This window comes from Vibrio sp. TH_r3 (assembly GCF_033101115.1).
GTDB lineage: Bacteria > Pseudomonadota > Gammaproteobacteria > Enterobacterales > Vibrionaceae > Vibrio.
The window spans coordinates 34,803-55,719 of record NZ_JAWMPW010000020.1 but is presented as its reverse complement, the minus strand read 5'-3'; the positions used below and the strand labels follow the sequence as shown (position 1 = coordinate 55,719).

35 protein-coding genes are annotated in these 20,917 nt (G+C 42.7%); 30 read left to right on the top strand and 5 right to left on the bottom strand.

Annotation, left to right across the window (positions count from 1 at the left end; all coding sequences use genetic code 11):
* Positions 1-79 precede the first annotated feature (79 nt).
* The 29 genes from R3X26_RS14850 to rplQ all read left to right on the top strand — a co-directional run bounded on the left by R3X26_RS14850 (position 80) and on the right by rplQ (position 14,343).
* Positions 80-274, top strand: a complete 195-nt coding sequence (locus R3X26_RS14850) for a DUF2065 domain-containing protein (protein ID WP_317718107.1) — start codon at positions 80-82, stop codon at positions 272-274.
* 387 nt (positions 275-661) lie between these two features.
* On the top strand, positions 662-973 hold the full coding sequence (gene rpsJ / locus R3X26_RS14845; protein WP_017053625.1) for a 30S ribosomal protein S10: 312 nt from the start codon (positions 662-664) through the stop codon (positions 971-973).
* Between the two features lie 14 nt (positions 974-987).
* On the top strand, positions 988-1,617 hold the full coding sequence (gene rplC, locus R3X26_RS14840; protein ID WP_317718106.1) for a 50S ribosomal protein L3: 630 nt from the start codon (positions 988-990) through the stop codon (positions 1,615-1,617).
* A gap of 16 nt (positions 1,618-1,633) precedes the next feature.
* Positions 1,634-2,236 (top strand): 50S ribosomal protein L4, encoded by a 603-nt coding sequence (gene rplD, locus R3X26_RS14835; RefSeq protein ID WP_317718105.1) that lies wholly within the window; start codon positions 1,634-1,636, stop codon positions 2,234-2,236.
* Entirely contained in the window at positions 2,233-2,535 is a 303-nt protein-coding gene (gene rplW, locus R3X26_RS14830; RefSeq protein WP_317718104.1) for a 50S ribosomal protein L23, read from the top strand. Before rplD ends, rplW begins: the two co-directional genes overlap by 4 nt.
* 15 nt (positions 2,536-2,550) lie before the next feature.
* On the top strand, positions 2,551-3,375 hold the full coding sequence (gene rplB, locus R3X26_RS14825; RefSeq protein WP_317718103.1) for a 50S ribosomal protein L2: 825 nt from the start codon (positions 2,551-2,553) through the stop codon (positions 3,373-3,375).
* Between the two features lie 19 nt (positions 3,376-3,394).
* A complete protein-coding gene (rpsS, locus tag R3X26_RS14820; RefSeq protein ID WP_001138114.1) occupies positions 3,395-3,673 on the top strand; it encodes a 30S ribosomal protein S19 in 279 nt (92 codons plus the stop codon).
* 10 nt (positions 3,674-3,683) lie between these two features.
* Positions 3,684-4,016, top strand: a complete 333-nt coding sequence (gene rplV, locus R3X26_RS14815; RefSeq protein ID WP_317718102.1) for a 50S ribosomal protein L22 — start codon at positions 3,684-3,686, stop codon at positions 4,014-4,016.
* 18 nt (positions 4,017-4,034) lie between these two features.
* Entirely contained in the window at positions 4,035-4,733 is a 699-nt protein-coding gene (rpsC, locus tag R3X26_RS14810; protein WP_317718101.1) for a 30S ribosomal protein S3, read from the top strand.
* An 11-nt stretch (positions 4,734-4,744) separates the two neighbouring features.
* Entirely contained in the window at positions 4,745-5,155 is a 411-nt protein-coding gene (gene rplP / locus R3X26_RS14805) for a 50S ribosomal protein L16 (protein ID WP_317718100.1), read from the top strand.
* The gene (gene rpmC, locus R3X26_RS14800; RefSeq protein ID WP_272131987.1) at positions 5,155-5,346 is read left to right on the top strand and encodes a 50S ribosomal protein L29; all 192 of its coding nucleotides are present in this window, start codon (positions 5,155-5,157) and stop codon (positions 5,344-5,346) included. The genes rplP and rpmC overlap by 1 nt, the downstream gene beginning before the upstream one ends.
* A complete protein-coding gene (gene rpsQ, locus R3X26_RS14795; protein WP_317718099.1) occupies positions 5,346-5,603 on the top strand; it encodes a 30S ribosomal protein S17 in 258 nt (85 codons plus the stop codon). Before rpmC ends, rpsQ begins: the two co-directional genes overlap by 1 nt.
* 164 nt (positions 5,604-5,767) lie before the next feature.
* Positions 5,768-6,139, top strand: coding sequence for a 50S ribosomal protein L14 (rplN, locus tag R3X26_RS14790; protein WP_017036074.1), 372 nt, complete (start codon positions 5,768-5,770; stop codon positions 6,137-6,139).
* Positions 6,140-6,153: 14 nt separating this feature from the next.
* Positions 6,154-6,471: a 50S ribosomal protein L24 gene (rplX, locus tag R3X26_RS14785; protein WP_317718098.1), complete on the top strand. Its 318-nt coding sequence runs from the start codon at positions 6,154-6,156 to the stop codon at positions 6,469-6,471.
* A 23-nt stretch (positions 6,472-6,494) separates the two neighbouring features.
* Entirely contained in the window at positions 6,495-7,034 is a 540-nt protein-coding gene (rplE, locus tag R3X26_RS14780) for a 50S ribosomal protein L5 (RefSeq protein WP_317718097.1), read from the top strand.
* Between the two features lie 17 nt (positions 7,035-7,051).
* Entirely contained in the window at positions 7,052-7,357 is a 306-nt protein-coding gene (gene rpsN, locus R3X26_RS14775) for a 30S ribosomal protein S14 (RefSeq protein WP_317718096.1), read from the top strand.
* A gap of 29 nt (positions 7,358-7,386) precedes the next feature.
* Positions 7,387-7,779 (top strand): 30S ribosomal protein S8, encoded by a 393-nt coding sequence (gene rpsH, locus R3X26_RS14770; RefSeq protein ID WP_317718095.1) that lies wholly within the window; start codon positions 7,387-7,389, stop codon positions 7,777-7,779.
* Positions 7,780-7,791: 12 nt separating this feature from the next.
* Positions 7,792-8,325, top strand: a complete 534-nt coding sequence (gene rplF, locus R3X26_RS14765; protein ID WP_317718094.1) for a 50S ribosomal protein L6 — start codon at positions 7,792-7,794, stop codon at positions 8,323-8,325.
* 9 nt (positions 8,326-8,334) lie between these two features.
* A complete protein-coding gene (gene rplR, locus R3X26_RS14760; RefSeq protein WP_317718093.1) occupies positions 8,335-8,688 on the top strand; it encodes a 50S ribosomal protein L18 in 354 nt (117 codons plus the stop codon).
* A 15-nt stretch (positions 8,689-8,703) separates the two neighbouring features.
* Positions 8,704-9,210, top strand: a complete 507-nt coding sequence (gene rpsE, locus R3X26_RS14755) for a 30S ribosomal protein S5 (RefSeq protein WP_272131972.1) — start codon at positions 8,704-8,706, stop codon at positions 9,208-9,210.
* 7 nt (positions 9,211-9,217) lie between these two features.
* Complete coding sequence (rpmD, locus tag R3X26_RS14750) at positions 9,218-9,394, top strand: 50S ribosomal protein L30 (protein WP_317718092.1); 177 nt, start codon at positions 9,218-9,220, stop codon at positions 9,392-9,394.
* Between the two features lie 5 nt (positions 9,395-9,399).
* Positions 9,400-9,834, top strand: a complete 435-nt coding sequence (gene rplO, locus R3X26_RS14745) for a 50S ribosomal protein L15 (RefSeq protein WP_317718091.1) — start codon at positions 9,400-9,402, stop codon at positions 9,832-9,834.
* 20 nt (positions 9,835-9,854) lie between these two features.
* Positions 9,855-11,189: a preprotein translocase subunit SecY gene (gene secY / locus R3X26_RS14740; RefSeq protein ID WP_317718090.1), complete on the top strand. Its 1,335-nt coding sequence runs from the start codon at positions 9,855-9,857 to the stop codon at positions 11,187-11,189.
* Positions 11,190-11,231: 42 nt separating this feature from the next.
* Positions 11,232-11,345, top strand: a complete 114-nt coding sequence (gene rpmJ, locus R3X26_RS14735) for a 50S ribosomal protein L36 (protein WP_000868186.1) — start codon at positions 11,232-11,234, stop codon at positions 11,343-11,345.
* Positions 11,346-11,493: 148 nt separating this feature from the next.
* A complete protein-coding gene (rpsM, locus tag R3X26_RS14730) occupies positions 11,494-11,850 on the top strand; it encodes a 30S ribosomal protein S13 (RefSeq protein ID WP_272131843.1) in 357 nt (118 codons plus the stop codon).
* 21 nt (positions 11,851-11,871) lie between these two features.
* Entirely contained in the window at positions 11,872-12,261 is a 390-nt protein-coding gene (gene rpsK / locus R3X26_RS14725; protein WP_171754181.1) for a 30S ribosomal protein S11, read from the top strand.
* A gap of 32 nt (positions 12,262-12,293) precedes the next feature.
* Positions 12,294-12,914, top strand: a complete 621-nt coding sequence (rpsD, locus tag R3X26_RS14720) for a 30S ribosomal protein S4 (RefSeq protein ID WP_272131842.1) — start codon at positions 12,294-12,296, stop codon at positions 12,912-12,914.
* 23 nt (positions 12,915-12,937) lie between these two features.
* Positions 12,938-13,930, top strand: coding sequence for a DNA-directed RNA polymerase subunit alpha (locus R3X26_RS14715; RefSeq protein WP_317718089.1), 993 nt, complete (start codon positions 12,938-12,940; stop codon positions 13,928-13,930).
* 26 nt (positions 13,931-13,956) lie between these two features.
* The gene (gene rplQ / locus R3X26_RS14710; RefSeq protein ID WP_171754184.1) at positions 13,957-14,343 is read left to right on the top strand and encodes a 50S ribosomal protein L17; all 387 of its coding nucleotides are present in this window, start codon (positions 13,957-13,959) and stop codon (positions 14,341-14,343) included.
* Between the two features lie 132 nt (positions 14,344-14,475).
* Here rplQ and R3X26_RS14705 read toward each other — a convergent pair whose 3' ends face one another.
* The 3 genes from R3X26_RS14705 to R3X26_RS14695 form a co-directional block, all read right to left on the bottom strand.
* Positions 14,476-15,744: an O-acetylhomoserine aminocarboxypropyltransferase/cysteine synthase gene (locus R3X26_RS14705; RefSeq protein WP_317718088.1), complete on the bottom strand. Its 1,269-nt coding sequence runs from the start codon at positions 15,742-15,744 to the stop codon at positions 14,476-14,478.
* A gap of 138 nt (positions 15,745-15,882) precedes the next feature.
* Positions 15,883-16,380 carry a DUF2780 domain-containing protein gene (locus R3X26_RS14700; protein WP_317718087.1) on the bottom strand — a complete coding sequence of 166 codons (498 nt, stop codon included), beginning with the start codon at positions 16,378-16,380 and terminating at the stop codon, positions 15,883-15,885.
* Between the two features lie 256 nt (positions 16,381-16,636).
* A complete protein-coding gene (locus R3X26_RS14695) occupies positions 16,637-17,257 on the bottom strand; it encodes an FKBP-type peptidyl-prolyl cis-trans isomerase (protein ID WP_317718086.1) in 621 nt (206 codons plus the stop codon).
* Between the two features lie 200 nt (positions 17,258-17,457).
* Between R3X26_RS14695 and R3X26_RS14690 the strand changes: the two genes are divergently transcribed.
* Complete coding sequence (locus R3X26_RS14690; RefSeq protein WP_317718085.1) at positions 17,458-18,081, top strand: OapA family protein; 624 nt, start codon at positions 17,458-17,460, stop codon at positions 18,079-18,081.
* Positions 18,082-18,093: 12 nt separating this feature from the next.
* On the opposite strand, the gene R3X26_RS14685 is transcribed toward R3X26_RS14690, so the two are convergent.
* Positions 18,094-18,546: a GNAT family N-acetyltransferase gene (locus tag R3X26_RS14685; protein ID WP_317718084.1), complete on the bottom strand. Its 453-nt coding sequence runs from the start codon at positions 18,544-18,546 to the stop codon at positions 18,094-18,096.
* Between the two features lie 128 nt (positions 18,547-18,674).
* The gene (cpdB, locus tag R3X26_RS14680; protein ID WP_317718083.1) at positions 18,675-20,636 is read right to left on the bottom strand and encodes a 2',3'-cyclic-nucleotide 2'-phosphodiesterase; all 1,962 of its coding nucleotides are present in this window, start codon (positions 20,634-20,636) and stop codon (positions 18,675-18,677) included.
* Positions 20,637-20,917: the final 281 nt, after the last annotated feature.

The following is a 20,917-nucleotide window of genomic DNA, read 5'->3' as shown; positions in this document are numbered from 1 at the left end:
TTGATTTTATGTATCAACAAGGCTCCTACCCAAGGGAGCCTTTTTGTTGTGCACTCTTTACTTGGTAAAGGTTATAAAGATGGGTAATTCAATATGGTTAGCGATAGGTCTAGTTCTCATTGTAGAGGGGCTTGGACCACTTATAAGTCCAAAAGGTTGGCGATCGATGGTGGCTCAATTAGGTGAACAGCCAGACAACAAGCTACGTAGGATTGGCGGGTGTCTAGTGGTTGCAGGGATGGTAATTGCCATCTCGTTAGCAAAGTTTCAATAGTTAAAGTCGATTAGAGATATCGTCTCTGCGAGGCTATTTATTAGCGGACGATTAATCTACAACAGACAATAACTTGCGATTAAATAGTAATCACTGCTTGCATAGCACTTTGTGATCTGTATAATACCGCCCACTGGCTTAAGTCAGTTGTGAACCAATGAGCATTGAGGAGTAGGGTTTCTAATTAGAAATTACCTAGTAACGTATACTCAGCTTATGTTCGCAGTTAATAAAATACTAGTCTAAGTGCTAGTTCAAATTTAGCTGACAATGTTTCCTAATCTTGGAAACTACGGTTTCACATGAATCAATCGGCATTCACCTAGTTAGATAGGTTTGAGTGGCGATATTGTTTGTGTAATTTATTTATTATTGGAGCTCTGTCTCATGCAGAACCAACGTATTCGTATCCGTCTTAAAGCGTTTGATTATAAACTAATCGATCAGTCTACAGCGGAAATCGTAGAAACAGCAAAACGTACCGGCGCGCAGGTTCGTGGTCCTATTCCACTACCTACACGTAAAGAGCGTTTCACTATTCTAGTCTCTCCACACGTTAACAAAGATGCGCGTGACCAGTATGAAATTCGTACTCACAAGCGTCTGATCGACATCGTTGAGCCAACTGATAAGACTGTAGACGCATTAATGCGTTTAGATCTTGCAGCTGGTGTTGATGTTCAAATCAGCTTAGGTTAAGGGAGATTAGTAGAATGATTGGTCTAGTCGGACGTAAAGTGGGTATGACCCGCGTATTTACCGAAGAAGGCGTTTCTATCCCAGTTACAGTTGTTGAAGTAGAAGCTAACCGTGTTGCTCAAGTAAAAACTCTTGAAAACGACGGCTATGCAGCTATCCAAATTACTGCTGGTGCTAAGAAAGCTAACCGTGTATCAAAACCAGAAGCAGGTCACTTCGCGAAAGCAGGTGTTGAAGCTGGACGCGGTCTTTGGGAATTCCGTTTAGAAAACGGAGAAGAGTTTGAAATTGGCGCTGAGCTAAATGTAGAACTATTCAATGAAATTAAAAAAGTAGACGTTACTGGTACATCTAAAGGTAAAGGCTTCCAAGGCGCAATTAAGCGTTGGAACTTCAGTACCCAAGATATGACTCACGGTAACTCTTTGTCTCACCGCGCACCGGGTTCAATTGGCCAATGTCAAACTCCAGGTCGTGTGTTTAAAGGCAAAAAAATGGCAGGTCACATGGGTGCTGAGCGTGTTACGACTCAAAACCTTGAGATCGTACGTGTTGACGCTGAGCGCAATCTGCTCCTTATTAAAGGTGCAGTACCAGGCTCAACAGGTGGCAACGTGATCGTAAAACCAGCTGTTAAAGCATAACGTCTAGGAGTAAGTAATGGAATTGATAGTTAAAGGTGCTGATGCACTAACTGTTTCCGAGACTACCTTCGGACGTGAGTTTAATGAATCTCTAGTACATCAAGTAGTTGTTGCTTATGCAGCAGGTGCTCGTCAAGGTACTCGTGCTCAAAAAACTCGTTCTGAAGTATCTGGCGGCGGTGCTAAGCCTTGGCGTCAAAAAGGTACTGGCCGTGCACGTGCCGGTACAATTCGTAGCCCAATCTGGCGTACAGGTGGTGTTACTTTTGCTGCGAAACCACAAGATCACAGCCAAAAAGTTAACAAGAAAATGTACCGTGGTGCTATGAAAAGCATTCTTTCTGAGCTTGTTCGTCAAGAGCGTTTAATCGTTGTTGATAACTTCTCAGTAGAAGCACCAAAAACTAAAGAGCTAGTAGCTAAGCTTGAAGAACTTGAGCTTAATGATGTTCTAATCGTAACTGGCGAAGTAGATGAAAATCTATTCTTAGCTGCTCGTAACCTTTATAAAGTTGATGCACGTGATGTTACTGCGATTGATCCAGTAAGTCTGATTGCATTTGACAAGGTTCTTATAACTGCTGAAGCAGTTAAGCAAGTTGAGGAGATGCTGGCATGATTAACGAAGAGCGTCTACTAAAAGTTCTACGTGCTCCACATATCTCTGAAAAAGCAACGATGGCTGCAGAGAAAGCGAACACTATCGTTTTCAAAGTAGCAAAAGATGCAACTAAAAAAGAGATCAAAGCAGCTGTAGAAAAGCTATTTGAAGTTGAAGTTAAGACTGTAAATACTCTTATTCTTAAGGGTAAGACCAAGCGTCAAGGTCAACGTGAAGGCCGTCGTTCAGACGTGAAAAAAGCCTACGTTACTTTGAAAGAAGGTCAAGATCTTGACTTCGTTGGCGGTGCGGAATAACAGGAGTAGTTTAGAATGGCTATTGTTAAATGTAAGCCGACTTCCCCTGGTCGTCGTCACGTAGTTAAAGTTGTTAACGCTGACCTACACAAGGGTAAGCCATACGCGCCACTTTTAGAGAAAAACTCTAAAAACGGTGGTCGTAACAACAACGGTCGTATTACTGTACGTCACATCGGTGGTGGTCATAAACATCATTACCGTTTGATTGACTTCAAACGTACTAAAGACGGTATCCCAGCGAAAGTTGAGCGTATCGAATACGATCCAAACCGTAGCGCAAACATTGCTCTAGTTCTGTACGCAGACGGTGAGCGTCGCTACATCATTGCACCAAAAGGCATCCAAGCGGGTGACCAATTACAATCTGGTGTTGATGCGCCTATTAAAGCAGGTAACACTCTGCCAATGCGCAACATCCCAGTAGGTTCTACTGTTCACTGTGTTGAACTAAAACCTGGTAAAGGTGCACAAATTGCTCGTTCTGCAGGTGCATACGCACAAATCGTCGCTCGCGACGGTGCATATGTAACTCTACGCCTACGTTCAGGTGAAATGCGCAAAGTACTTTCTGAAGGCCGTGCAACGGTTGGTGAAGTTGGTAACTCTGAGCATATGCTACGTGAACTTGGTAAAGCTGGTGCTAGTCGCTGGCGTGGTGTTCGCCCAACCGTTCGCGGTGTGGTAATGAACCCAGTCGATCACCCACATGGTGGTGGTGAAGGCCGTACTTCTGGTGGCCGTCATCCTGTATCACCTTGGGGTATGCCTACTAAAGGCTTTAAGACTCGTAAGAACAAGCGCACTGACAAGTACATTGTACGTCGTCGTAATAAATAATCTATAAAGAGGAATCGCCATGCCACGTTCTCTCAAGAAAGGTCCTTTTATTGACCTACACTTGCTGAAGAAGGTAGAGAAAGCGGTGGAAAGCGGAGACAAAAAGCCTATTAAGACTTGGTCCCGTCGCTCAATGATCATACCAACTATGATCGGTTTGACCATCGCTGTCCATAATGGTCGTCAGCACGTTCCAGTATTTGTAACTGATGAAATGATCGGTCACAAACTGGGTGAATTTGCACCTACTCGTACTTATCGCGGCCACGCTGCTGATAAGAAAGCGAAAAAGAAATAAGGAGTAGATAATGGAAGCTTTAGCTAAACATAACTTTGCTCGTATTTCGCCTCAAAAGGCTCGCTTAGTTGCAGACCAAATTCGCGGAAAATCTGTTGACCAAGCTTTAGAAATTCTAACATTCAGCAACAAAAAAGCGGCTGTATTGATTAAGAAAGTTCTAGAGTCAGCAATCGCAAATGCGGAACACAACGAAGGTGCGGACATTGACGATCTTAATGTCGCAAAAATCTTCGTAGATGAAGGCCCTATCATGAAGCGTATTATGCCTCGTGCTAAAGGTCGTGCCGATCGTATCTTGAAGCGTTCAAGCCACATCACTGTTGTTGTAGCAGAGCGCTAGAGACTAGGAGAGTAAGCAATGGGTCAGAAAGTACATCCAAATGGTATTCGTCTTGGCATCGTTAAGCCTTGGAATGCTACATGGTTTGCTAATACCAAAGAGTTCGCTGACAACCTAGACGGCGACTTCAAGGTACGTCAGTTCCTAACTAAGGAACTACAAAAAGCATCTTTATCACGTATCGTTATCGAACGTCCTGCTAAGAGCATCCGTGTGACTATTCACACCGCTCGTCCAGGCGTTGTTATCGGTAAAAAAGGTGAAGACGTTGAGAAGCTACGCGCAGCAGTAGCTAAAATTGCAGGTGTACCGGCGCAAATTAATATTGCAGAAGTACGCAAGCCAGAGCTAGACGGTCAATTAGTGGCTGATAGCATCGCGTCTCAGCTAGAGCGTCGTGTAATGTTCCGTCGTGCTATGAAGCGCGCTGTACAAAACGCAATGCGCCTAGGTGCGAAGGGTATCAAGGTTGAAGTAAGCGGTCGTTTAGGCGGCGCTGAAATCGCGCGTACTGAATGGTACCGTGAAGGCCGTGTGCCACTACATACACTACGTGCTGATATTGATTACGCAACTTCTTCGGCTCACACCCAATACGGTGTGATTGGTATTAAAGTTTGGATTTTCAAAGGTGAAATTCTAGGCGGAATGCCAGCTGCTAACGCAGTAGAGCCAAAGGCTGACAAGCCTAAGAAGCAGCGTAAAGGCCGTAAATAAGGAGACGACTGATGTTACAACCTAAACGTACTAAATTCCGTAAGGTTCAGACTGGTCGCAACCGTGGTCTAGCTAAAGGTACTGATGTAAGCTTCGGCACATACGGTCTGAAAGCAGTCGGCCGTGGTCGATTAACTGCTCGTCAGATCGAAGCAGCACGTCGTGCGATGACGCGTCACGTTAAGCGTCAAGGTCAAATCTGGATTCGTATTTTTCCAGACAAACCTATCACTGAAAAACCGCTTGAAGTTCGTCAAGGTAAAGGTAAGGGTAACGTAGAATATTGGGTTGCCCAAATCCAACCTGGAAAAGTAATGTACGAAATGGGCGGTGTACCTGAAGAGTTGGCACGTGAAGCGTTCCGCCTAGCGGCTCGTAAACTGCCAATCAAAACAACATTTGTAACTAAGCAGGTGATGTGATGAAAGCACAAGATCTACGCGAAAAAAACGCTGAAGAGCTTAATGCAGAGCTACTAGAATTGCTTCGCGAACAGTTTAACTTGCGTATGCAAGCAGCAACTGGTCAGCTACAGCAAACTCATACTCTGAAAGCTGTACGTCGTGATATCGCACGTGTGAAAACTGTTTTGACTGAGAAGGCAGGCGCATAATGAGCGACAAAATCCGTACTATGCAAGGCCGTGTAGTTAGCGACAAGATGGACAAGTCTATTACTGTTGCTATCGAGCGTATGGTGAAACACCCAATTTACGGCAAGTTCGTAAAACGCACGACCAAACTGCACGCACATGATGAAAACAACGAGTGTGGCCTAGGCGATACTGTTGAAATTTCAGAATGTCGTCCACTGTCTAAGACTAAGTCTTGGACTTTGGTTAAAGTTTTAGAAAAAGCGAAAACAATTTAATTTTCGTATATTTCTTTAACTAATATAGCGGCTCCAAATTATTTTTGGGGCCGCTTGTTTTTTGTCTACCCAATTGCAAAAAAGGGTGGTACAATTCGCAGCCCTTGTAAAAGGGGCAGCCCGACCCGAGAGGGTCTAGTATTAATTTTTAGCGGAGCACTAACATGATCCAAATGCAAAGTACACTCGACGCTGCGGACAACTCCGGCGCTCGTAGAGTAATGTGTATTAAGGTTCTGGGTGGCTCTCACCGCCGTTATGCACATATCGGAGACGTCATCAAAGTTACTGTTAAGGAAGCAATTCCTCGCGGTAAAGTAAAAAAAGGTGATGTTCTGAAGGCGGTGGTAGTTCGCACCCGTAAAGGCGTACGTCGCCCTGACGGTTCTGTCATTCGCTTCGACCGTAATGCTTGTGTATTGTTAAACGACACTACTGAGCAACCAGTCGGTACACGTATCTTTGGTCCAGTGACTCGTGAACTTCGCAATGCGAAATTTATGAAAATAGTCTCTCTGGCACCAGAAGTTCTGTAAGGAGCGGCAACAAAATGGCAGCTAAAATCCGTCGTAATGACGAAGTAATCGTTCTTGCTGGTAAAGACAAAGGCAAGAAAGGTAAAGTAACTAAGGTTCTAACTACTGGTAAAGTAATTGTTGAAGGAATCAACCTTGTTAAGAAGCACCAAAAGCCGGTTCCGGCTCTAGGTCAACAAGGTGGCATCGTTGAACAAGAAGCAGCTATTGATGCTTCTAACGTTGCAGTCTTTAACGCTACAACTGGTAAAGCAGACCGTATCGGTTTCCGTATTGAAGATGGTAAGAAAGTTCGTTTCTTTAAATCTAATGACGAAATCGTTTCTAACTAATAGAAGTAATTTGGAGTTCTACTATGGCGAAACTGCATGATTACTACAAGTCGTCTGTAGTCGCTGAATTGACCAAAGAATTCAGCTACTCAAGCGTCATGCAAGTCCCTAGGATTGATAAAATCACCCTAAATATGGGCGTTGGTGAAGCAATCAACGATAAAAAACTGCTGGAAAACGCAGCTTCTGATATGGCGATCATTTCTGGTCAAAAGCCACTTATCACTAAAGCGCGTAAATCTGTTGCAGGTTTTAAAATTCGTGAAGGCTACCCAATTGGTTGTAAAGTAACCTTGCGTGGCGAACGTATGTGGGATTTTTTCGAGCGTTTGATTTCTATCGCTCTTCCACGTGTACGTGATTTCCGTGGTGTTAGCGCTAAGTCTTTTGACGGACGCGGTAACTACAGCATGGGCGTTCGCGAGCAAATCATCTTTCCGGAAATCGACTACGATAAAGTCGATCGTGTGCGCGGTCTTGATATTACTATCACGACAACCGCTGCAAGCGACGAGGAAGGCCGTGCTCTGCTGGCTGCCTTTAACTTCCCATTCCGCAAGTAAGGTGAAGGGTTACTGTTATGGCTAAACAATCAATGAAGGCACGTGAAGTAAAACGTGCAAAGCTTGTAGCTAAGTTTGCTGAAAAGCGTTCTGAGCTAAAAGTTATTATCAGCGATATTAACGCATCTGAAGAAGATCGTTGGAATGCAGTTCTTAAATTGCAGTCTCTTCCACGTGATTCGAGTGCATCTCGTCAGCGCAACCGTTGCAACCAAACTGGTCGCCCACACGGTTACCTACGTAAGTTCGGTCTTAGTCGCATCAAGGTTCGTGAAGCTTGTATGAAAGGCGAGATTCCTGGACTTCGTAAGGCTAGCTGGTAATTGCCACTTAATCATTTGGAGTAAATATTATGAGCATGCAAGATCCGATTTCGGATATGCTGACCCGCATTCGTAACGGTCAATCAGCAAATAAAGTTGCTGTTAAAATGCCTTCTTCAAAGCTTAAAGTTGCAATTGCTACTTTATTAAAAGCTGAAGGTTATATTGTTGACTTCGCTGTTGAAGGCGAAGTGAAACCAGAGCTAGAAGTTACTCTTAAGTACTTCCAAGCTAACCCTGTAATTGAGCAAATCCAACGTGTTTCACGTCCTGGTCTGCGCGTCTATAAAAATAAAGACTCGCTACCATCTGTGATGGGCGGTTTGGGTATTGCTGTAGTGTCCACTTCCAAGGGTCTTATGACCGACCGTGCTGCTCGCAAGGCAGGTCTTGGTGGTGAAATTCTCTGCTACGTAGCTTAATAGGAGTAGATCATGTCTCGTGTCGCAAAAGCACCAGTCTCTATTCCAGCAGGCGTAGAGGTGAAATTGAACGGCCAAGAAATCACTGTAAAAGGTGGTAAGGGTGAACTATCTCGCGTTATTAATAACGCAGTAGTAGTCGCACAGGAAGACGGCAACTTAACTTTCAACCCAGTTGAAGGTGTGTTTAAAGCGAATGCACAAGCAGGTACTGCTCGTGCACTAGTAAATAACATGGTTGTTGGTGTTACTGCAGGCTTTACTAAGAAGTTAGTTCTTAAAGGTGTCGGTTATCGTGCTGCTGTTAAAGGCAACAACGTAAACCTAACTCTTGGCTTCTCACACCCTGTAGAGCATGCTCTACCTGAAGGTATTAAGGCTGAATGTCCAAGCCAAACTGAAATCGTTCTAACGGGTTGTGATAAACAACTTGTTGGCCAAGTTGCAGCTGACATTCGTTCTTACCGTGAACCTGAGCCTTATAAAGGTAAAGGTGTTCGTTACGCAGATGAATATGTGCGTACTAAAGAAGCTAAGAAGAAGTAAGGTAACACTATGGATAAGAAAGCATCTCGCATCCGTCGTGCTACACGTGCACGTCGTAAGATTGCAGAACTTCGCGTAACTCGCTTAGTTGTACACCGTACTCCACGTCATGTGTATGCGCAGGTAATTGCCGCGAATGGCTCTGAGGTTATTGCCTCAGCTTCTACTGTAGAGAAGTCAATCCGTGAGCAAGTGAAGAATACTGGTAACGTAGACGCCGCTAAAGCAGTAGGTAAAGCTATTGCAGAGCGTGCTATCGAAAAAGGCATCTCTGGTGTTGCATTCGATCGTTCTGGTTTCCAATACCACGGCAGAGTGGCGGCGCTAGCAGATTCTGCTCGCGAAGCTGGTCTTAAATTCTAAGGTAGGGTTTGGAAGATGGCTAAAGAACAACAACAAGCTCAAGCTACAGATTTTAACGAAAAGTTAATCGCTGTTAACCGTGTTTCAAAAACGGTTAAAGGTGGTAGAATCTTTAGCTTTACTGCACTAACAGTAGTTGGTGACGGTAATGGTCGTGTTGGTTTCGGTTACGGCAAAGCTCGTGAAGTACCAGCTGCGATTCAAAAAGCAATGGAAAAAGCACGTCGTAATATGGTTACGATCGCGCTAAACGACGGCACATTACACCACGCGGTGAAAGGTCGTCATACTGGCTCTAAAGTTTACATGCAGCCAGCAGCAGAAGGTACAGGTATCATCGCCGGTGGTGCGATGCGTGCAGTACTAGAAGTTGTTGGCGTTCACAACGTTCTTGCGAAAGCATACGGTTCTACGAACCCGATCAACGTTGTACGCGCGACTATTGATGGTTTGAGCGGCATGAAGTCACCAGAAATGGTTGCAGCCAAACGTGGTCTAACTGTTGAATCTATTTCGGAGTAAGAACACGATGGCAACTATTAAAGTAACTCAAACTAAAAGCTCAATTGGTCGTTTACCTAAGCACAAACTGTGCTTGAAAGGTTTAGGCCTTCGTCGCATCAACCATACGGTTGAACTTGAAGACACTCCATCTATTCGTGGAATGGTCAACAAAGTTCGCTATATGGTTAAAGTTGAGGAGTAATCAGAATGCGTTTGAATACTCTACAACCGGCTGCGGGTTCTAAGCCTTCTAAGAAGCGCGTAGGTCGTGGTATCGGTTCAGGCCTTGGTAAAACAGGTGGCCGTGGTCACAAAGGTCAAAAGTCACGTTCTGGCGGCACTGTTCGTCCAGGTTTTGAAGGCGGTCAAATGCCTTTGAAACAACGTCTACCAAAATTCGGTTTCACTTCTCGTAAGAGCTTAGTGAGTGCTGAAGTTCGTCTAGGTGAACTAGCGAAAGTAACGGGTGATGTTGTAGATTTAAACAGTCTTAAAGCGGCTAACGTTGTCACTAAGAACATCCAGTTTGTTAAAGTTGTTCTTTCTGGTGAATTAAGCAAAGCGGTAACTGTTAAAGGTCTACGCGTGACTAAAGGCGCTAAAGCTGCTATCGAAGCTGCAGGCGGTAAAATCGAGGAATAATCTCGAAGGTTGAGGTACAGATGGCTAAGAAACCAGGACAAGATTTTCGTAGTACTCAGAGCGGCTTAGCTGAACTGAAGTCGCGCTTACTATTCGTAGTAATAGCGTTATTAGTATTCAGAGCCGGTTCTTTTGTACCGCTACCTGGAATTGACGCAACTGTACTTGCCGATTTGTTCGAACAGCAAAAGGGTACTATCGTAGAGATGTTTAACATGTTCTCCGGTGGTGCTTTAGAGCGTGCATCTATATTAGCACTGGGTATCATGCCGTATATTTCGGCATCAATTGTTATCCAGTTGCTAACTGTAGTACATCCAGCGTTAGCTGAACTCAAAAAAGAGGGTGAAGCAGGGCGTCGTAAGATTAGCCAATATACACGCTATGGCACGCTTGTTTTAGCTACATTCCAAGCTTTAGGTATAGCAACAGGCCTACCAAACATGGTCGACAATCTGGTCGTTATCGACCAAACCATGTTTACCCTGATTGCAACTGTAAGTTTAGTAACTGGTACCATGTTTTTAATGTGGTTAGGTGAACAAATTACTGAGCGCGGAATTGGTAACGGTATTTCGTTAATTATTTTTTCGGGTATCGTCGCTGGATTGCCTTCGGCAATTGGACAAACAATCGAGCAAGCGCGTCAAGGTGAATTGCACGTACTTCTTCTGTTGTTTATTGCAGTATTATCTTTCGCTGTGATTTATTTCGTTGTTTTCATGGAGCGTGGTCAACGTCGTATCGTCGTTAATTATGCAAAACGTCAACAAGGTCGTAAAGTTTTCGCAGCGCAGAGTACACACTTGCCACTTAAGATAAACATGGCTGGTGTTATACCTGCAATATTTGCATCGAGCATCATTTTGTTCCCAGGAACATTAGCTCAATGGTTAGGTCAAAACGGTGAAAGCTCAACCTTCGGTTGGTTAACTGATGTGTCGCTAGCTTTAAGCCCAGGTCAACCGTTATATGTAATGCTTTATGCATCAGCGATTATTTTCTTCTGTTTCTTCTATACGGCGTTAGTATTTAACCCGAGAGAAACAGCAGACAACTTGAAGAAGTCTGGCGCTTTCGTACCAGGCATCCGCCCAGGTGAGCAGACAGCGAAATATATCGATAAAGTAATGACTAGATTAACCCTAGCTGGTGCTCTATATATTACCTTTATCTGTCTGATTCCCGAGTTTATGATGGTCATGTGGAACGTACGTTTCTATTTTGGCGGTACATCACTACTAATTGTAGTTGTTGTCATCATGGACTTTATGGCACAGGTACAGACTCATCTGATGTCACAACAGTATGATTCTGTGTTGAAAAAAGCGAATCTTAAAGGTTACGGTCGCTAATTAGCGATTATAACTTTAGATTCCCATTTACGGAGTTTAGCAATGAAAGTTCGTGCTTCCGTTAAAAAAATCTGTCGAAACTGTAAAGTTATTAAGCGCAACGGTGTTGTGCGTGTGATTTGCAGCGAACCAAAGCATAAACAACGCCAAGGTTAATCTGACAGAAATTTTTACTTGAAATGTAAAGGTTGGTCGAGTATATTGCTCGGCCTACCTTTTGCGTGCAAAAGAAGTAGTAAACCGCAACGTATCCTCTACGGGCTTTGTTGCGGATAATTTCTTATATAAGTACTAGGAGTGAATAGTGGCCCGTATAGCTGGCATTAACATTCCTGATCAAAAGCATGCTGTAATCGCGCTTACTGCGATTTACGGCGTTGGTAAAACTCGCGCACAGGCTATTCTAGCTGGCGTAGGTATTGCTGAAAATGTCAAGATCAGTGAACTAACTGAAGAGCAGATTGATCAACTGCGTGATGGTGTCGCCAAGTACACTGTAGAAGGTGATCTACGTCGTGAAGTCTCGATGAACATCAAGCGTCTTATGGACCTTGGCTGTTATCGCGGTCTTCGTCATCGTCGCAGTCTACCACTACGTGGACAGCGTACTAAAACCAACGCTCGTACCCGTAAGGGTCCGCGCAAGCCGATCAAAAAATAATCGGATAAGGTAGAGAGTACAATGGCAAAACAACCAACACGCGCTCGTAAGCGCGTACGCAAGCAAGTAGCTGATGGCGTAGCGCACATTCATGCTTCTTTCAATAATACAATCGTTACGATTACCGACCGTCAAGGTAATGCATTAGCTTGGGCTACTGCTGGCGGGTCAGGTTTCCGTGGTTCTCGTAAGTCTACTCCGTTCGCCGCACAGGTTGCAGCAGAAAGAGCAGGCGAAGCGGCCAAAGAATATGGCCTTAAGAACTTGGAAGTTATGGTTAAGGGCCCAGGTCCTGGTCGTGAGTCAACTATCCGCGCGTTAAACGCAGCTGGATACCGCATCACTAACATTGTTGATGCAACTCCGATCCCTCATAACGGTTGTCGTCCACCTAAAAAACGTCGCGTATAACGTTACGTTTCTAGGAATATTGGAGAAGAATCATGGCAAGATATTTGGGTCCTAAGCTAAAGCTTAGCCGTCGCGAAGGTACTGACTTATTTCTTAAGTCTGGTGTCCGTGCGATAGATACCAAGTGTAAAATTGATAACGCACCAGGTGTGCACGGTGCTCGTAAAGGCCGTCTATCTGAATATGGCGTTCAGCTTCGTGAGAAGCAAAAAGTTCGTCGTATGTATGGCGTTCTAGAAAAACAATTCCGTAACTACTACAAAGATGCTGCACGCCTTAAAGGCAACACAGGTGAAAACCTGCTTCAGCTTCTTGAAGGTCGTCTTGATAACGTAGTTTACCGCATGGGCTTTGGCGCAACTCGCGCAGAAGCACGTCAATTAGTTAGCCACAAAGCTATTCTAGTTAACGGTAAAGTTGTAAACGTTCCTTCTTTCAAAGTTGCGGTTAACGATGTTGTTTCAATTCGTGAGAAAGCTAAACAGCAATCTCGCATAAAAGCAGCTATTGAAGTTGCTGAACAACGCGAAAAACCAACTTGGATTGAAGTCGATGGTGGCAAAATGGAAGGAACATTCAAGCGTATGCCTGAACGTTCAGATCTGTCAGCTGACATCAACGAACACTTGATCGTCGAACTTTACTCTAAGTAAGGTTAAACTAAAGAGAGGACACAATGCAGGGTTCTGTAACAGAATTTCTTAAGCCACGTCTTGTTGACATTGAACAGATCAACACGACACATGCGAAAGTAACTCTTGAGCCATTAGAGCGTGGCTTTGGCCATACTCTAGGTAATGCGCTTCGCCGTATATTACTATCTTCAATGCCGGGTTGTGCCGTGACTGAAGTAGAAATCGAAGGCGTTTTGCATGAGTACAGTACTAAAGAAGGCGTTCAAGAAGATGTTCTTGAAATTCTTTTAAACCTTAAAGGTTTGGCTGTACGCGTTGCCGAAGGCAAAGATGAAGTGTTTATTACACTGAACAAGTCAGGCTCAGGCCCTGTTGTTGCAGGTGACATCACCCACGATGGTGATGTAGAGATCGCTAACCCTGAGCACGTTATTTGTCACCTAACGGCTGACAACGCTGAAATCGCTATGCGTATTAAAGTGGAACGTGGTCGCGGTTATGTTCCGTCTTCTGCTCGTATTCATACCGAAGAAGATGAGCGTCCTATTGGTCGTCTGCTTGTTGACGCTACTTACAGTCCAGTCGATAAAATCGCCTATTCTGTAGAAGCTGCACGTGTAGAACAACGTACCGATTTGGATAAGCTTGTTATCGATATGGAAACGAATGGTACTCTAGAACCTGAGGAAGCTATCCGTCGTGCAGCTACAATCCTAGCTGAACAATTGGATGCGTTCGTAGATCTTCGTGATGTACGTGTACCTGAGGAGAAGGAAGAGAAGCCAGAATTCGATCCGATCCTACTGCGTCCTGTAGACGATCTTGAACTAACAGTTCGCTCTGCTAACTGTTTGAAAGCAGAAGCGATTCACTACATCGGTGATCTAGTACAGCGCACTGAGGTTGAGCTACTTAAAACGCCAAACCTTGGTAAAAAATCTCTTACAGAGATTAAAGACGTACTTGCTTCACGTGGTCTTTCTCTTGGTATGCGCCTAGAGAACTGGCCGCCAGCGTCAATCGCTGAAGATTAATCGATACTAGTTAGAAGGATTAGGTCATGCGCCATCGTAAGAGTGGTCGTCAACTCAACCGCAACAGCAGTCATCGCAAAGCGATGTTCAGCAACATGGCTAGCTCTCTTGTTCGTCACGAAGTTATTAAAACTACCGTGCCTAAAGCAAAAGAACTACGTCGCGTAATTGAGCCTTTGATTACATTAGCTAAGACAGACAGTGTTGCTAACCGTCGTCTAGCATTTGCTCGCACTCGTGATAACGAAGTTGTAGCAAAACTATTTAATGAACTAGGCCCGCGTTTCGCGAGTCGTCAGGGCGGATATACTCGCATTTTAAAATGTGGTTTCCGTACAGGTGATAAAGCTCCAATGGCATACATTGAGCTTGTAGATCGCCCAGAAGCTTCTGAAGAAGCGGCTGCTGAATAAGTTGTTAAAAAAAATAAAAAGCCGAGCGCAATGCTCGGCTTTTTACTTTCTACTATGGCTACTAAGACCTGATGAATATACGATTCGAAGGTGCCATTACTTATAGCACCTCTCTCCTATATATTTTCCAGTTTAAGCGCTTAATGCTTGTTTTAGATCCGCTATTATGTCATCAATATGTTCAATACCAACCGATAGCCGTATCATTTCAGGACTGACTCCTGCTTGTTTTTGTTCTGCTTCATCAAGTTGTCTATGGGTTGTTGACGCAGGATGACAAGCTAATGATTTAGCATCACCAATATTCACTAATCGTTTAAAAATTTGCAAGGCGTCGTAGAATCGTACACCAGCATCATAACCATCTTTTAAGCCAAATGAGAGAATCCCTGACGGTTTGCCATCCATGTACTTGTTGCTGAGTTGATAGTAAGGAGACTCCTCAAGACCAGCGTAACTAACCCAACTCACCTTTTCATGTTGTTGTAAAAATTGAGCAACTTTCAAAGCGTTTTGACAATGTCTTTCCATACGTAGTGATAATGTTTCTAGACCTTGCATAAGCATAAAGGCATTCATTGGTGAAAGCGCTGAACCAGTATTACGCAGTGGAACCGTTCTTGCTCGACCAATAAAGGCTGCAGGTCCAAATGCATCAGCATACACCACTCCATGATAAGAGGGTTCGGGTTCATTTAGTTGTGGAAAACGGCCTTTGTGCTCTGCCCACGGGAATTTACCAGAGTCGATAATGATTCCGCCTAGTGTTGTTCCGTGGCCGCCAACATACTTAGTTAATGAGTGAACGACGATATCGGCACCAAACTGGATAGGTTTACACACTGCTGGTGTTGCGACTGTGTTGTCAACAATGACTGGAACCCCTTGGGCATGCGCTAGTTCAGAAAGCCTTTCTAAATCAATAATGTTGCCCGCGGGGTTGCCGATCGATTCGCAGTACACTGCCTTGGTATTGTCATCAATCAATTCGGCTATGCTTTCAGGTTTATCATCTTTAGCAAAACGCACTTCAATACCCATGTTGGGTAACATATGAGCAAACAACGTATAGGTACCACCATATAGCTGGGGTGTGGAAACAATGTTATCGCCAATTTTTGCGAGTGTTAAAATAGAGTAATGAATTGCTGAACTTCCAGAACTTACCGCTAAACCCGCGATACCACCCTCAAGTGCTGCCATACGTTTTTCAAGCACATCGTTAGTTGGATTCATTATACGTGTGTATATATTGCCCGGAACGTCTAAATTAAACAGATCGGCGCCATGTTGTGCATTGTCGAATTCATATGCGACGGTTTGATAAATTGGGGTTGCAACAGATTTTGTTGTAGGGTCAGTGTCATAACCAAAATGGATGGATAATGTTTCATCTCTCATTTTATGCTCTCTTCGTTCTTCCTTGATATAGGGATAACAGAATCGCATAAATAGAAAGTAATAAACAAGTGATTAGATAGAGGATTGATATTTTGTGTGAGCTAAATTCGCCTAGTAGACGAATTTAGCTTATTTATGCTAAGACCAGAGAGAGCTTAATGATCCTAGGAGTTCAGTTGATGCACCTTGCTCGGTTAGGTATTCAAGTAGAACTGGCGCGTATTCTGTTATCATCGACGCATCTAAGCCGAGTTTATTAAAGATATCAGTAACAGCACTCATACTGTCTGCCATACCAAGTAAACTGGTTGCAGAGCTGGTTAAGCTGCTCATTCCTGGAATTAAGTTATTAAGTTCCGACGATTCGCTGCTTGATAATGAATTTGATGCTAGTGCTAGAAGTGCACCTGCTCCGCCTGTTGCCTGTTCGGTTGATACATCTAATTGACTTGTTAGTGCACTAATTATTGATGATTCATCCTGTTGGGTGGCCTCTTCTAGAAGACCAGATGCGAAGGATTTTGCTGCATCAGTATCGACTTTGGTATCAGAATCGGAACCTAAGCCGAATAGAGCATGGCTTGGCATTGATAGTAGTAGTGTTGCTGCTAGCGTGATTAGTTTAATTTTATTCACGTTGTTTCTCCATAAAAAATTATTATATCAATAATTTGAAGTGCACTAGTATAGCTGTGTAGCAACAAAAAAGTTATTAGAAAGATGAGTTATATATAAGACTTTTGGACAATCTATTGTAAAAAAGACTAGTGGGTAGGCTTTAGTATTTGCTTAGTGAGTTATTGTTAGTGGAAAAATTGAAGTTTCGATGGTTTGGATGAAAAAATATTAGTTAGCGATAAAAATACCGCTAACTAATCATAATCTAAATAACTTACAGTATAGCAAGTAATTCCACTTCGAATACTAATGCAGCATAAGGAGGGATTGCTGCACCTGCACCGCGTTCGCCGTAAGCAAGATCTTGTGGGATGTATAGTTTCCACTTAGAGCCGACAGGCATAAGTTGTAATGCTTCTACCCAACCTTGGATAACACCTGTTACAGGGAATTCAGCAGGTTGACCACGTGAAACTGAGCTGTCAAAAACCGTACCATCAGTTAATTGACCGTGATAGTGAACGCGAACTTGTTTGTCTGAAGAAGGGATATCACCAGTTCCTTGCGTAATAACTTCGTATTGTAGACCTGATTCAAGAACGGTTACTTCTGAACGAAGAGCATTGTCTTTTAGAAACGCTTCACCGTCAGCAGCAGCGGCTTTAGATAATTCAGCACGAGCAGCTTCAGCACGTGTATGAATTTCTTGAAGTGCAGCGTTAATTTCGTCAACTTCAATTTCTGGCATATCACCAGTAAGTGATGTTGCAATGCCTTTAGCAATTGCATCAACATTAAGACCTTCTAAGCCACTTCCAGCAAGTTGTTGACCCATTTGCAAACCAATACCGTAGCTTGCTTTTTGTTCTACTGTTTCCAATTTGATGTCAGACATCTCTTCTCTCTTAATTATGTTTGAGGTAAATAAGTCCGACAGGATACCAGTAATAGCCTACATAAGAAACTATCGAACGGCATGCGATTAATGACTATCTTGTATTGGTTGAAAAATCTATAATTGAATAATCGAAATTGATTTTTATGTTGTTAATAATCATTATATTGTTGTGTTGAAACGTATAGGGAGCCAGTTCAATGAATCGTCGAAATAGGAACAAAAATAAAACTAGCCTGTTTGATCGAATTCAAAAAAAGGTCACTCAATTTAGCACTAATTCTGGGGCTGCAGATTCAGCAGACATTGATTCAGATAATATAGAGCAATCTCAACCGCATTCACGAATCAAATTCTGGGCTAACTTGCCTAAGTTTCATCAACGAGCATTGATGATCTTGTCTCCTATCGTACTGGTTCTTATCTTATTGCCAACCCCAAATATGTCCCCTTCAACTACTCAATCCTCAGTGGTTGAGGTTGATTCGACTCGTAAAGAGGTTGCGATAGAAACCGTGTCATTGAGTGAAGAAGGAAATAATAAGCCAAGAGTGACTAAAACAGAGCAATGGCAAGAGTACGTGGTACAAAGTGGCGATACGTTAGCCAAAGTTTTTCGAGCAAATAACCTACCTATGGCAGATCTAAACGCGTTAGTGGATATAGAAGGATTAGACAAGCCATTAAGTAAAATTCGCGAAGGCCAACTGATTCGTTTTAAGTTGGCGTCTGAAGGACATTTAGATATTTTACAGTTAGAAAAATCAGGGACATCAGTTATGTTTTTCCGGTTATCTGATGGTGGATATGGCAGAAGTAAATAGTTTAATAGTTGTTTACTTTCTCAATCTCATATCGACATGGGGAATTCCATCTTCAAGATAAGACTCGCTATATGGTTTAAATCCATGTTGCTGGTAAAAATTCAGTAAATATTCTTGAGCTTGAATGTCAATGTCTTGTTCTGGCCATAAAATATGGCATTCTTCTAGCGCTCGTTTCACTAACATGTGGCCTAAATTTTTCTTTCTAGCGCTTACCTTGACTGCGATTCGACCAATTGAAGCATTGCTGAAATGCAGGCCAGGTTTCATTAATCTAGCTACAGCGACTATTTCATTATCTTCATAACCTATTAGCTGATATACACCTGTGAGCAAGTCTATGCCGTCTAGATCTGGATAAGCACAGTTTTGTTCAACGATAAACACATCAACTCTAATCTTTAGAATTTCATATAACTGTTTGGTACTTAATTGTTCTAAAGGGACTCGTTGCCAAGTTATCATATGGAGCTCTCTGAATGATTAGATAATAAAATGTTTTAGTTTGTTAGATTGAGCAGGTTTTGAAAAATCAAAACCTGCTCAGCTCTCGGTGTTACTTGTAAAACAATAGTGGCTTTATAGGACCATGGTTATTTTTGTAAATTAATACGGTACACAGCAAAGCCCACATCATCTGTCGCTACTCTTTCCATTGGGTACTGACCTTTTTGTTGCACAAATTCGGTCGCTTTTTCTGTTGGTGATGTTTCAAAGCGAATATCCAATGTTTGCTCGCTCACTATTGGAGCAAAAGACCAATTGTTGTCAGCACTTGGTGTTACTTCACCTTTTTCTTTGCTTACTTCACTAATATAAGCGGCTAGAATACTACGGTTTTCGTCTGGAGAGTCAAACGCAACAAACTCTGCCCCAGTTCCAGCGAATTTGGCACCATATGCTCGGTAATTGTTACTGGCAATGATAAACTCTTTTGACATGTCTACGGCTTTACCTTGATAAGTTAGGTTTACAATCCGTTGAGAGTTAGGGTTAATTACTTTACAGCTGCCGTCATATTTTGCTGGTTGAGTGAGGTCGACTTGATAATTTACGCCATCAATGACATCAAAGTTATATGTGCGGAAATCATCCCAGTTAATTAATGATTGTGGTGCTGAGCTAGTTGCATCTATTTGGTTGAATTGTCCAGCAGAACATTCCAACCACTCTTTTACTTCTTTGCCAGTCACTTTAAGTGCTACTAATGTATTTGGATACAAATATAAATCCGCAGCATTCCGGAATGTTAATTGGCCAGATTCAACTTCGGTATAACCAGACGGATCATTCTTACGTCCGCCGGCTTTAAAGGGTGCAGCAGCAGATAATACTGGAAGACCATCTAAATCTGGGTCGCCTTGAATAAATTTTTCTACGTAGGCTTTTTGTGCTGCATTGACGATTTGAATAGTTGGGTCGTCTTGTACGAGTGCCAAATAACTGTACATTACATCATTAGCCTGACCAATAGGTTGATTAACAAATTCGAGAGTAGCAGAGTGATCCGCTTCTAGTACTTTTACGATTGATTCATCATTGGCAGCAAGAGATGTTTTTGCTTTATTGTCGTAAATTGCACGAGCTTCAGATTGGCTATCTACAACGTTCCATTCACCCTTATTCTTATCGAAGTTAAGCTCAAGGTCCATTATCCCAACATGGCTGCCCCAACGACCCGGCATGACGGCACTAACACCGTTAACCGTTCCTTTATTATTATCTACGCCTTGAATTCCATCAAATCCTTTACCTGGAAATACTGAATGGGAGTGTCCGAATGCAATAGCATCAATGCCTTCCACTTCCGATAAGTAGATTACGGAGTTTTCTGCCCCTTTTTTGTAAGGGTCTTTAGATATACCAGAGTGCGGAATTGCTACGATTACATCTGCACCTTGTGCTTTCATTTCAGGAACAAATTTTTCAGCAGTTTGTTTAATATCTTTGGCAATAACTTTACCGCTGAGATTTTTTTTATCCCAAGTTAGTATTTGTGGTGGGGTAAAACCAATGTAACCAATGCGAATTGAGCGCGGGAATCCATCTGAATCCTTGAAGGAATACTCTTTGATTATGTATGGAGTGAAGTAGTTTTGACCAGTTGAGCTATCATAAACATTTGCATTTATATACGGAAAATTTGCGTCGTTTACTGATTCGGCAAGAAAATCTAAGCCGTAATTAAATTCGTGATTACCAAGGTTACCTACCTCATAACCTAGTTGGTTCATTGCTTTGTATACAGGATGGATTTCACTCGGAATAATGCCTTTTGAAGCCATATAATCCGCCATTGGGCTGCCTTGAATAAGGTCACCATTATCGACAAGAACGCTATTTTTGACTTCGTTTCTTGCTTGTCTAACGAGTGTTGCTGCACGCGACAAACCAATTTTTTCAGAGGCCTTACCTTTATAATAATCAAAGGCATAAGCGTTGCCATGAATATCAGTTGTTTCTATTATTCGTAGGTTAATTGTTTGTGCATAAGTAGAACCGGACAAAGTTAATATGCCAGATAAGACCGCAAGAGAGAGTGGTTTAATGCTCATCGAATAACTCCATTTCGTATTGAATTTGGGATGCAGGTGTATAGTCTAGTTGGTAAGGTCTATTAGACTGTATAGCTGATCCATCGGTGATATGTCGAACTTATCAGATTTTTATGAAACATTTGTTGTAACTAGCTCACAAAATGTGACATTGGTTGGATAAATGTTGTATTTTTGTATGCATTATCTCTTTTTCAACTATTTTGATTCAATTTAAATCGGGATGAAATGATTTGAATAAGACTTATGCAGTACCTAAAATCAAGAGGTAGGAAATGAAT

Excerpts from the sequence above, each read along its gene's own strand:
- R3X26_RS14850 (WP_317718107.1), top strand. The coding sequence starts at position 80 with ATGGGTAATTCAATATGGTTAGCGATAGGTCTAGTTCTCATTGTAGAG.
- rpsJ (WP_017053625.1), top strand. The coding sequence starts at position 662 with ATGCAGAACCAACGTATTCGTATCCGTCTTAAAGCGTTTGATTATAAA.
- rplC (WP_317718106.1), top strand. The coding sequence starts at position 988 with ATGATTGGTCTAGTCGGACGTAAAGTGGGTATGACCCGCGTATTTACC.
- rplD (WP_317718105.1), top strand. The coding sequence starts at position 1,634 with ATGGAATTGATAGTTAAAGGTGCTGATGCACTAACTGTTTCCGAGACT.
- rplW (WP_317718104.1), top strand. The coding sequence starts at position 2,233 with ATGATTAACGAAGAGCGTCTACTAAAAGTTCTACGTGCTCCACATATC.
- rplB (WP_317718103.1), top strand. The coding sequence starts at position 2,551 with ATGGCTATTGTTAAATGTAAGCCGACTTCCCCTGGTCGTCGTCACGTA.
- rpsS (WP_001138114.1), top strand. The coding sequence starts at position 3,395 with ATGCCACGTTCTCTCAAGAAAGGTCCTTTTATTGACCTACACTTGCTG.
- rplV (WP_317718102.1), top strand. The coding sequence starts at position 3,684 with ATGGAAGCTTTAGCTAAACATAACTTTGCTCGTATTTCGCCTCAAAAG.
- rpsC (WP_317718101.1), top strand. The coding sequence starts at position 4,035 with ATGGGTCAGAAAGTACATCCAAATGGTATTCGTCTTGGCATCGTTAAG.
- rplP (WP_317718100.1), top strand. The coding sequence starts at position 4,745 with ATGTTACAACCTAAACGTACTAAATTCCGTAAGGTTCAGACTGGTCGC.
- rpmC (WP_272131987.1), top strand. The coding sequence starts at position 5,155 with ATGAAAGCACAAGATCTACGCGAAAAAAACGCTGAAGAGCTTAATGCA.
- rpsQ (WP_317718099.1), top strand. The coding sequence starts at position 5,346 with ATGAGCGACAAAATCCGTACTATGCAAGGCCGTGTAGTTAGCGACAAG.
- rplN (WP_017036074.1), top strand. The coding sequence starts at position 5,768 with ATGATCCAAATGCAAAGTACACTCGACGCTGCGGACAACTCCGGCGCT.
- rplX (WP_317718098.1), top strand. The coding sequence starts at position 6,154 with ATGGCAGCTAAAATCCGTCGTAATGACGAAGTAATCGTTCTTGCTGGT.
- rplE (WP_317718097.1), top strand. The coding sequence starts at position 6,495 with ATGGCGAAACTGCATGATTACTACAAGTCGTCTGTAGTCGCTGAATTG.
- rpsN (WP_317718096.1), top strand. The coding sequence starts at position 7,052 with ATGGCTAAACAATCAATGAAGGCACGTGAAGTAAAACGTGCAAAGCTT.
- rpsH (WP_317718095.1), top strand. The coding sequence starts at position 7,387 with ATGAGCATGCAAGATCCGATTTCGGATATGCTGACCCGCATTCGTAAC.
- rplF (WP_317718094.1), top strand. The coding sequence starts at position 7,792 with ATGTCTCGTGTCGCAAAAGCACCAGTCTCTATTCCAGCAGGCGTAGAG.
- rplR (WP_317718093.1), top strand. The coding sequence starts at position 8,335 with ATGGATAAGAAAGCATCTCGCATCCGTCGTGCTACACGTGCACGTCGT.
- rpsE (WP_272131972.1), top strand. The coding sequence starts at position 8,704 with ATGGCTAAAGAACAACAACAAGCTCAAGCTACAGATTTTAACGAAAAG.
- rpmD (WP_317718092.1), top strand. The coding sequence starts at position 9,218 with ATGGCAACTATTAAAGTAACTCAAACTAAAAGCTCAATTGGTCGTTTA.
- rplO (WP_317718091.1), top strand. The coding sequence starts at position 9,400 with ATGCGTTTGAATACTCTACAACCGGCTGCGGGTTCTAAGCCTTCTAAG.
- secY (WP_317718090.1), top strand. The coding sequence starts at position 9,855 with ATGGCTAAGAAACCAGGACAAGATTTTCGTAGTACTCAGAGCGGCTTA.
- rpmJ (WP_000868186.1), top strand. The coding sequence starts at position 11,232 with ATGAAAGTTCGTGCTTCCGTTAAAAAAATCTGTCGAAACTGTAAAGTT.
- rpsK (WP_171754181.1), top strand. The coding sequence starts at position 11,872 with ATGGCAAAACAACCAACACGCGCTCGTAAGCGCGTACGCAAGCAAGTA.
- rpsD (WP_272131842.1), top strand. The coding sequence starts at position 12,294 with ATGGCAAGATATTTGGGTCCTAAGCTAAAGCTTAGCCGTCGCGAAGGT.
- R3X26_RS14715 (WP_317718089.1), top strand. The coding sequence starts at position 12,938 with ATGCAGGGTTCTGTAACAGAATTTCTTAAGCCACGTCTTGTTGACATT.
- rplQ (WP_171754184.1), top strand. The coding sequence starts at position 13,957 with ATGCGCCATCGTAAGAGTGGTCGTCAACTCAACCGCAACAGCAGTCAT.
- R3X26_RS14705 (WP_317718088.1), bottom strand. The coding sequence starts at position 15,744 with ATGAGAGATGAAACATTATCCATCCATTTTGGTTATGACACTGACCCT.
- R3X26_RS14695 (WP_317718086.1), bottom strand. The coding sequence starts at position 17,257 with ATGTCTGACATCAAATTGGAAACAGTAGAACAAAAAGCAAGCTACGGT.
- R3X26_RS14690 (WP_317718085.1), top strand. The coding sequence starts at position 17,458 with ATGAATCGTCGAAATAGGAACAAAAATAAAACTAGCCTGTTTGATCGA.
- R3X26_RS14685 (WP_317718084.1), bottom strand. The coding sequence starts at position 18,546 with ATGATAACTTGGCAACGAGTCCCTTTAGAACAATTAAGTACCAAACAG.
- cpdB (WP_317718083.1), bottom strand. The coding sequence starts at position 20,636 with ATGAGCATTAAACCACTCTCTCTTGCGGTCTTATCTGGCATATTAACT.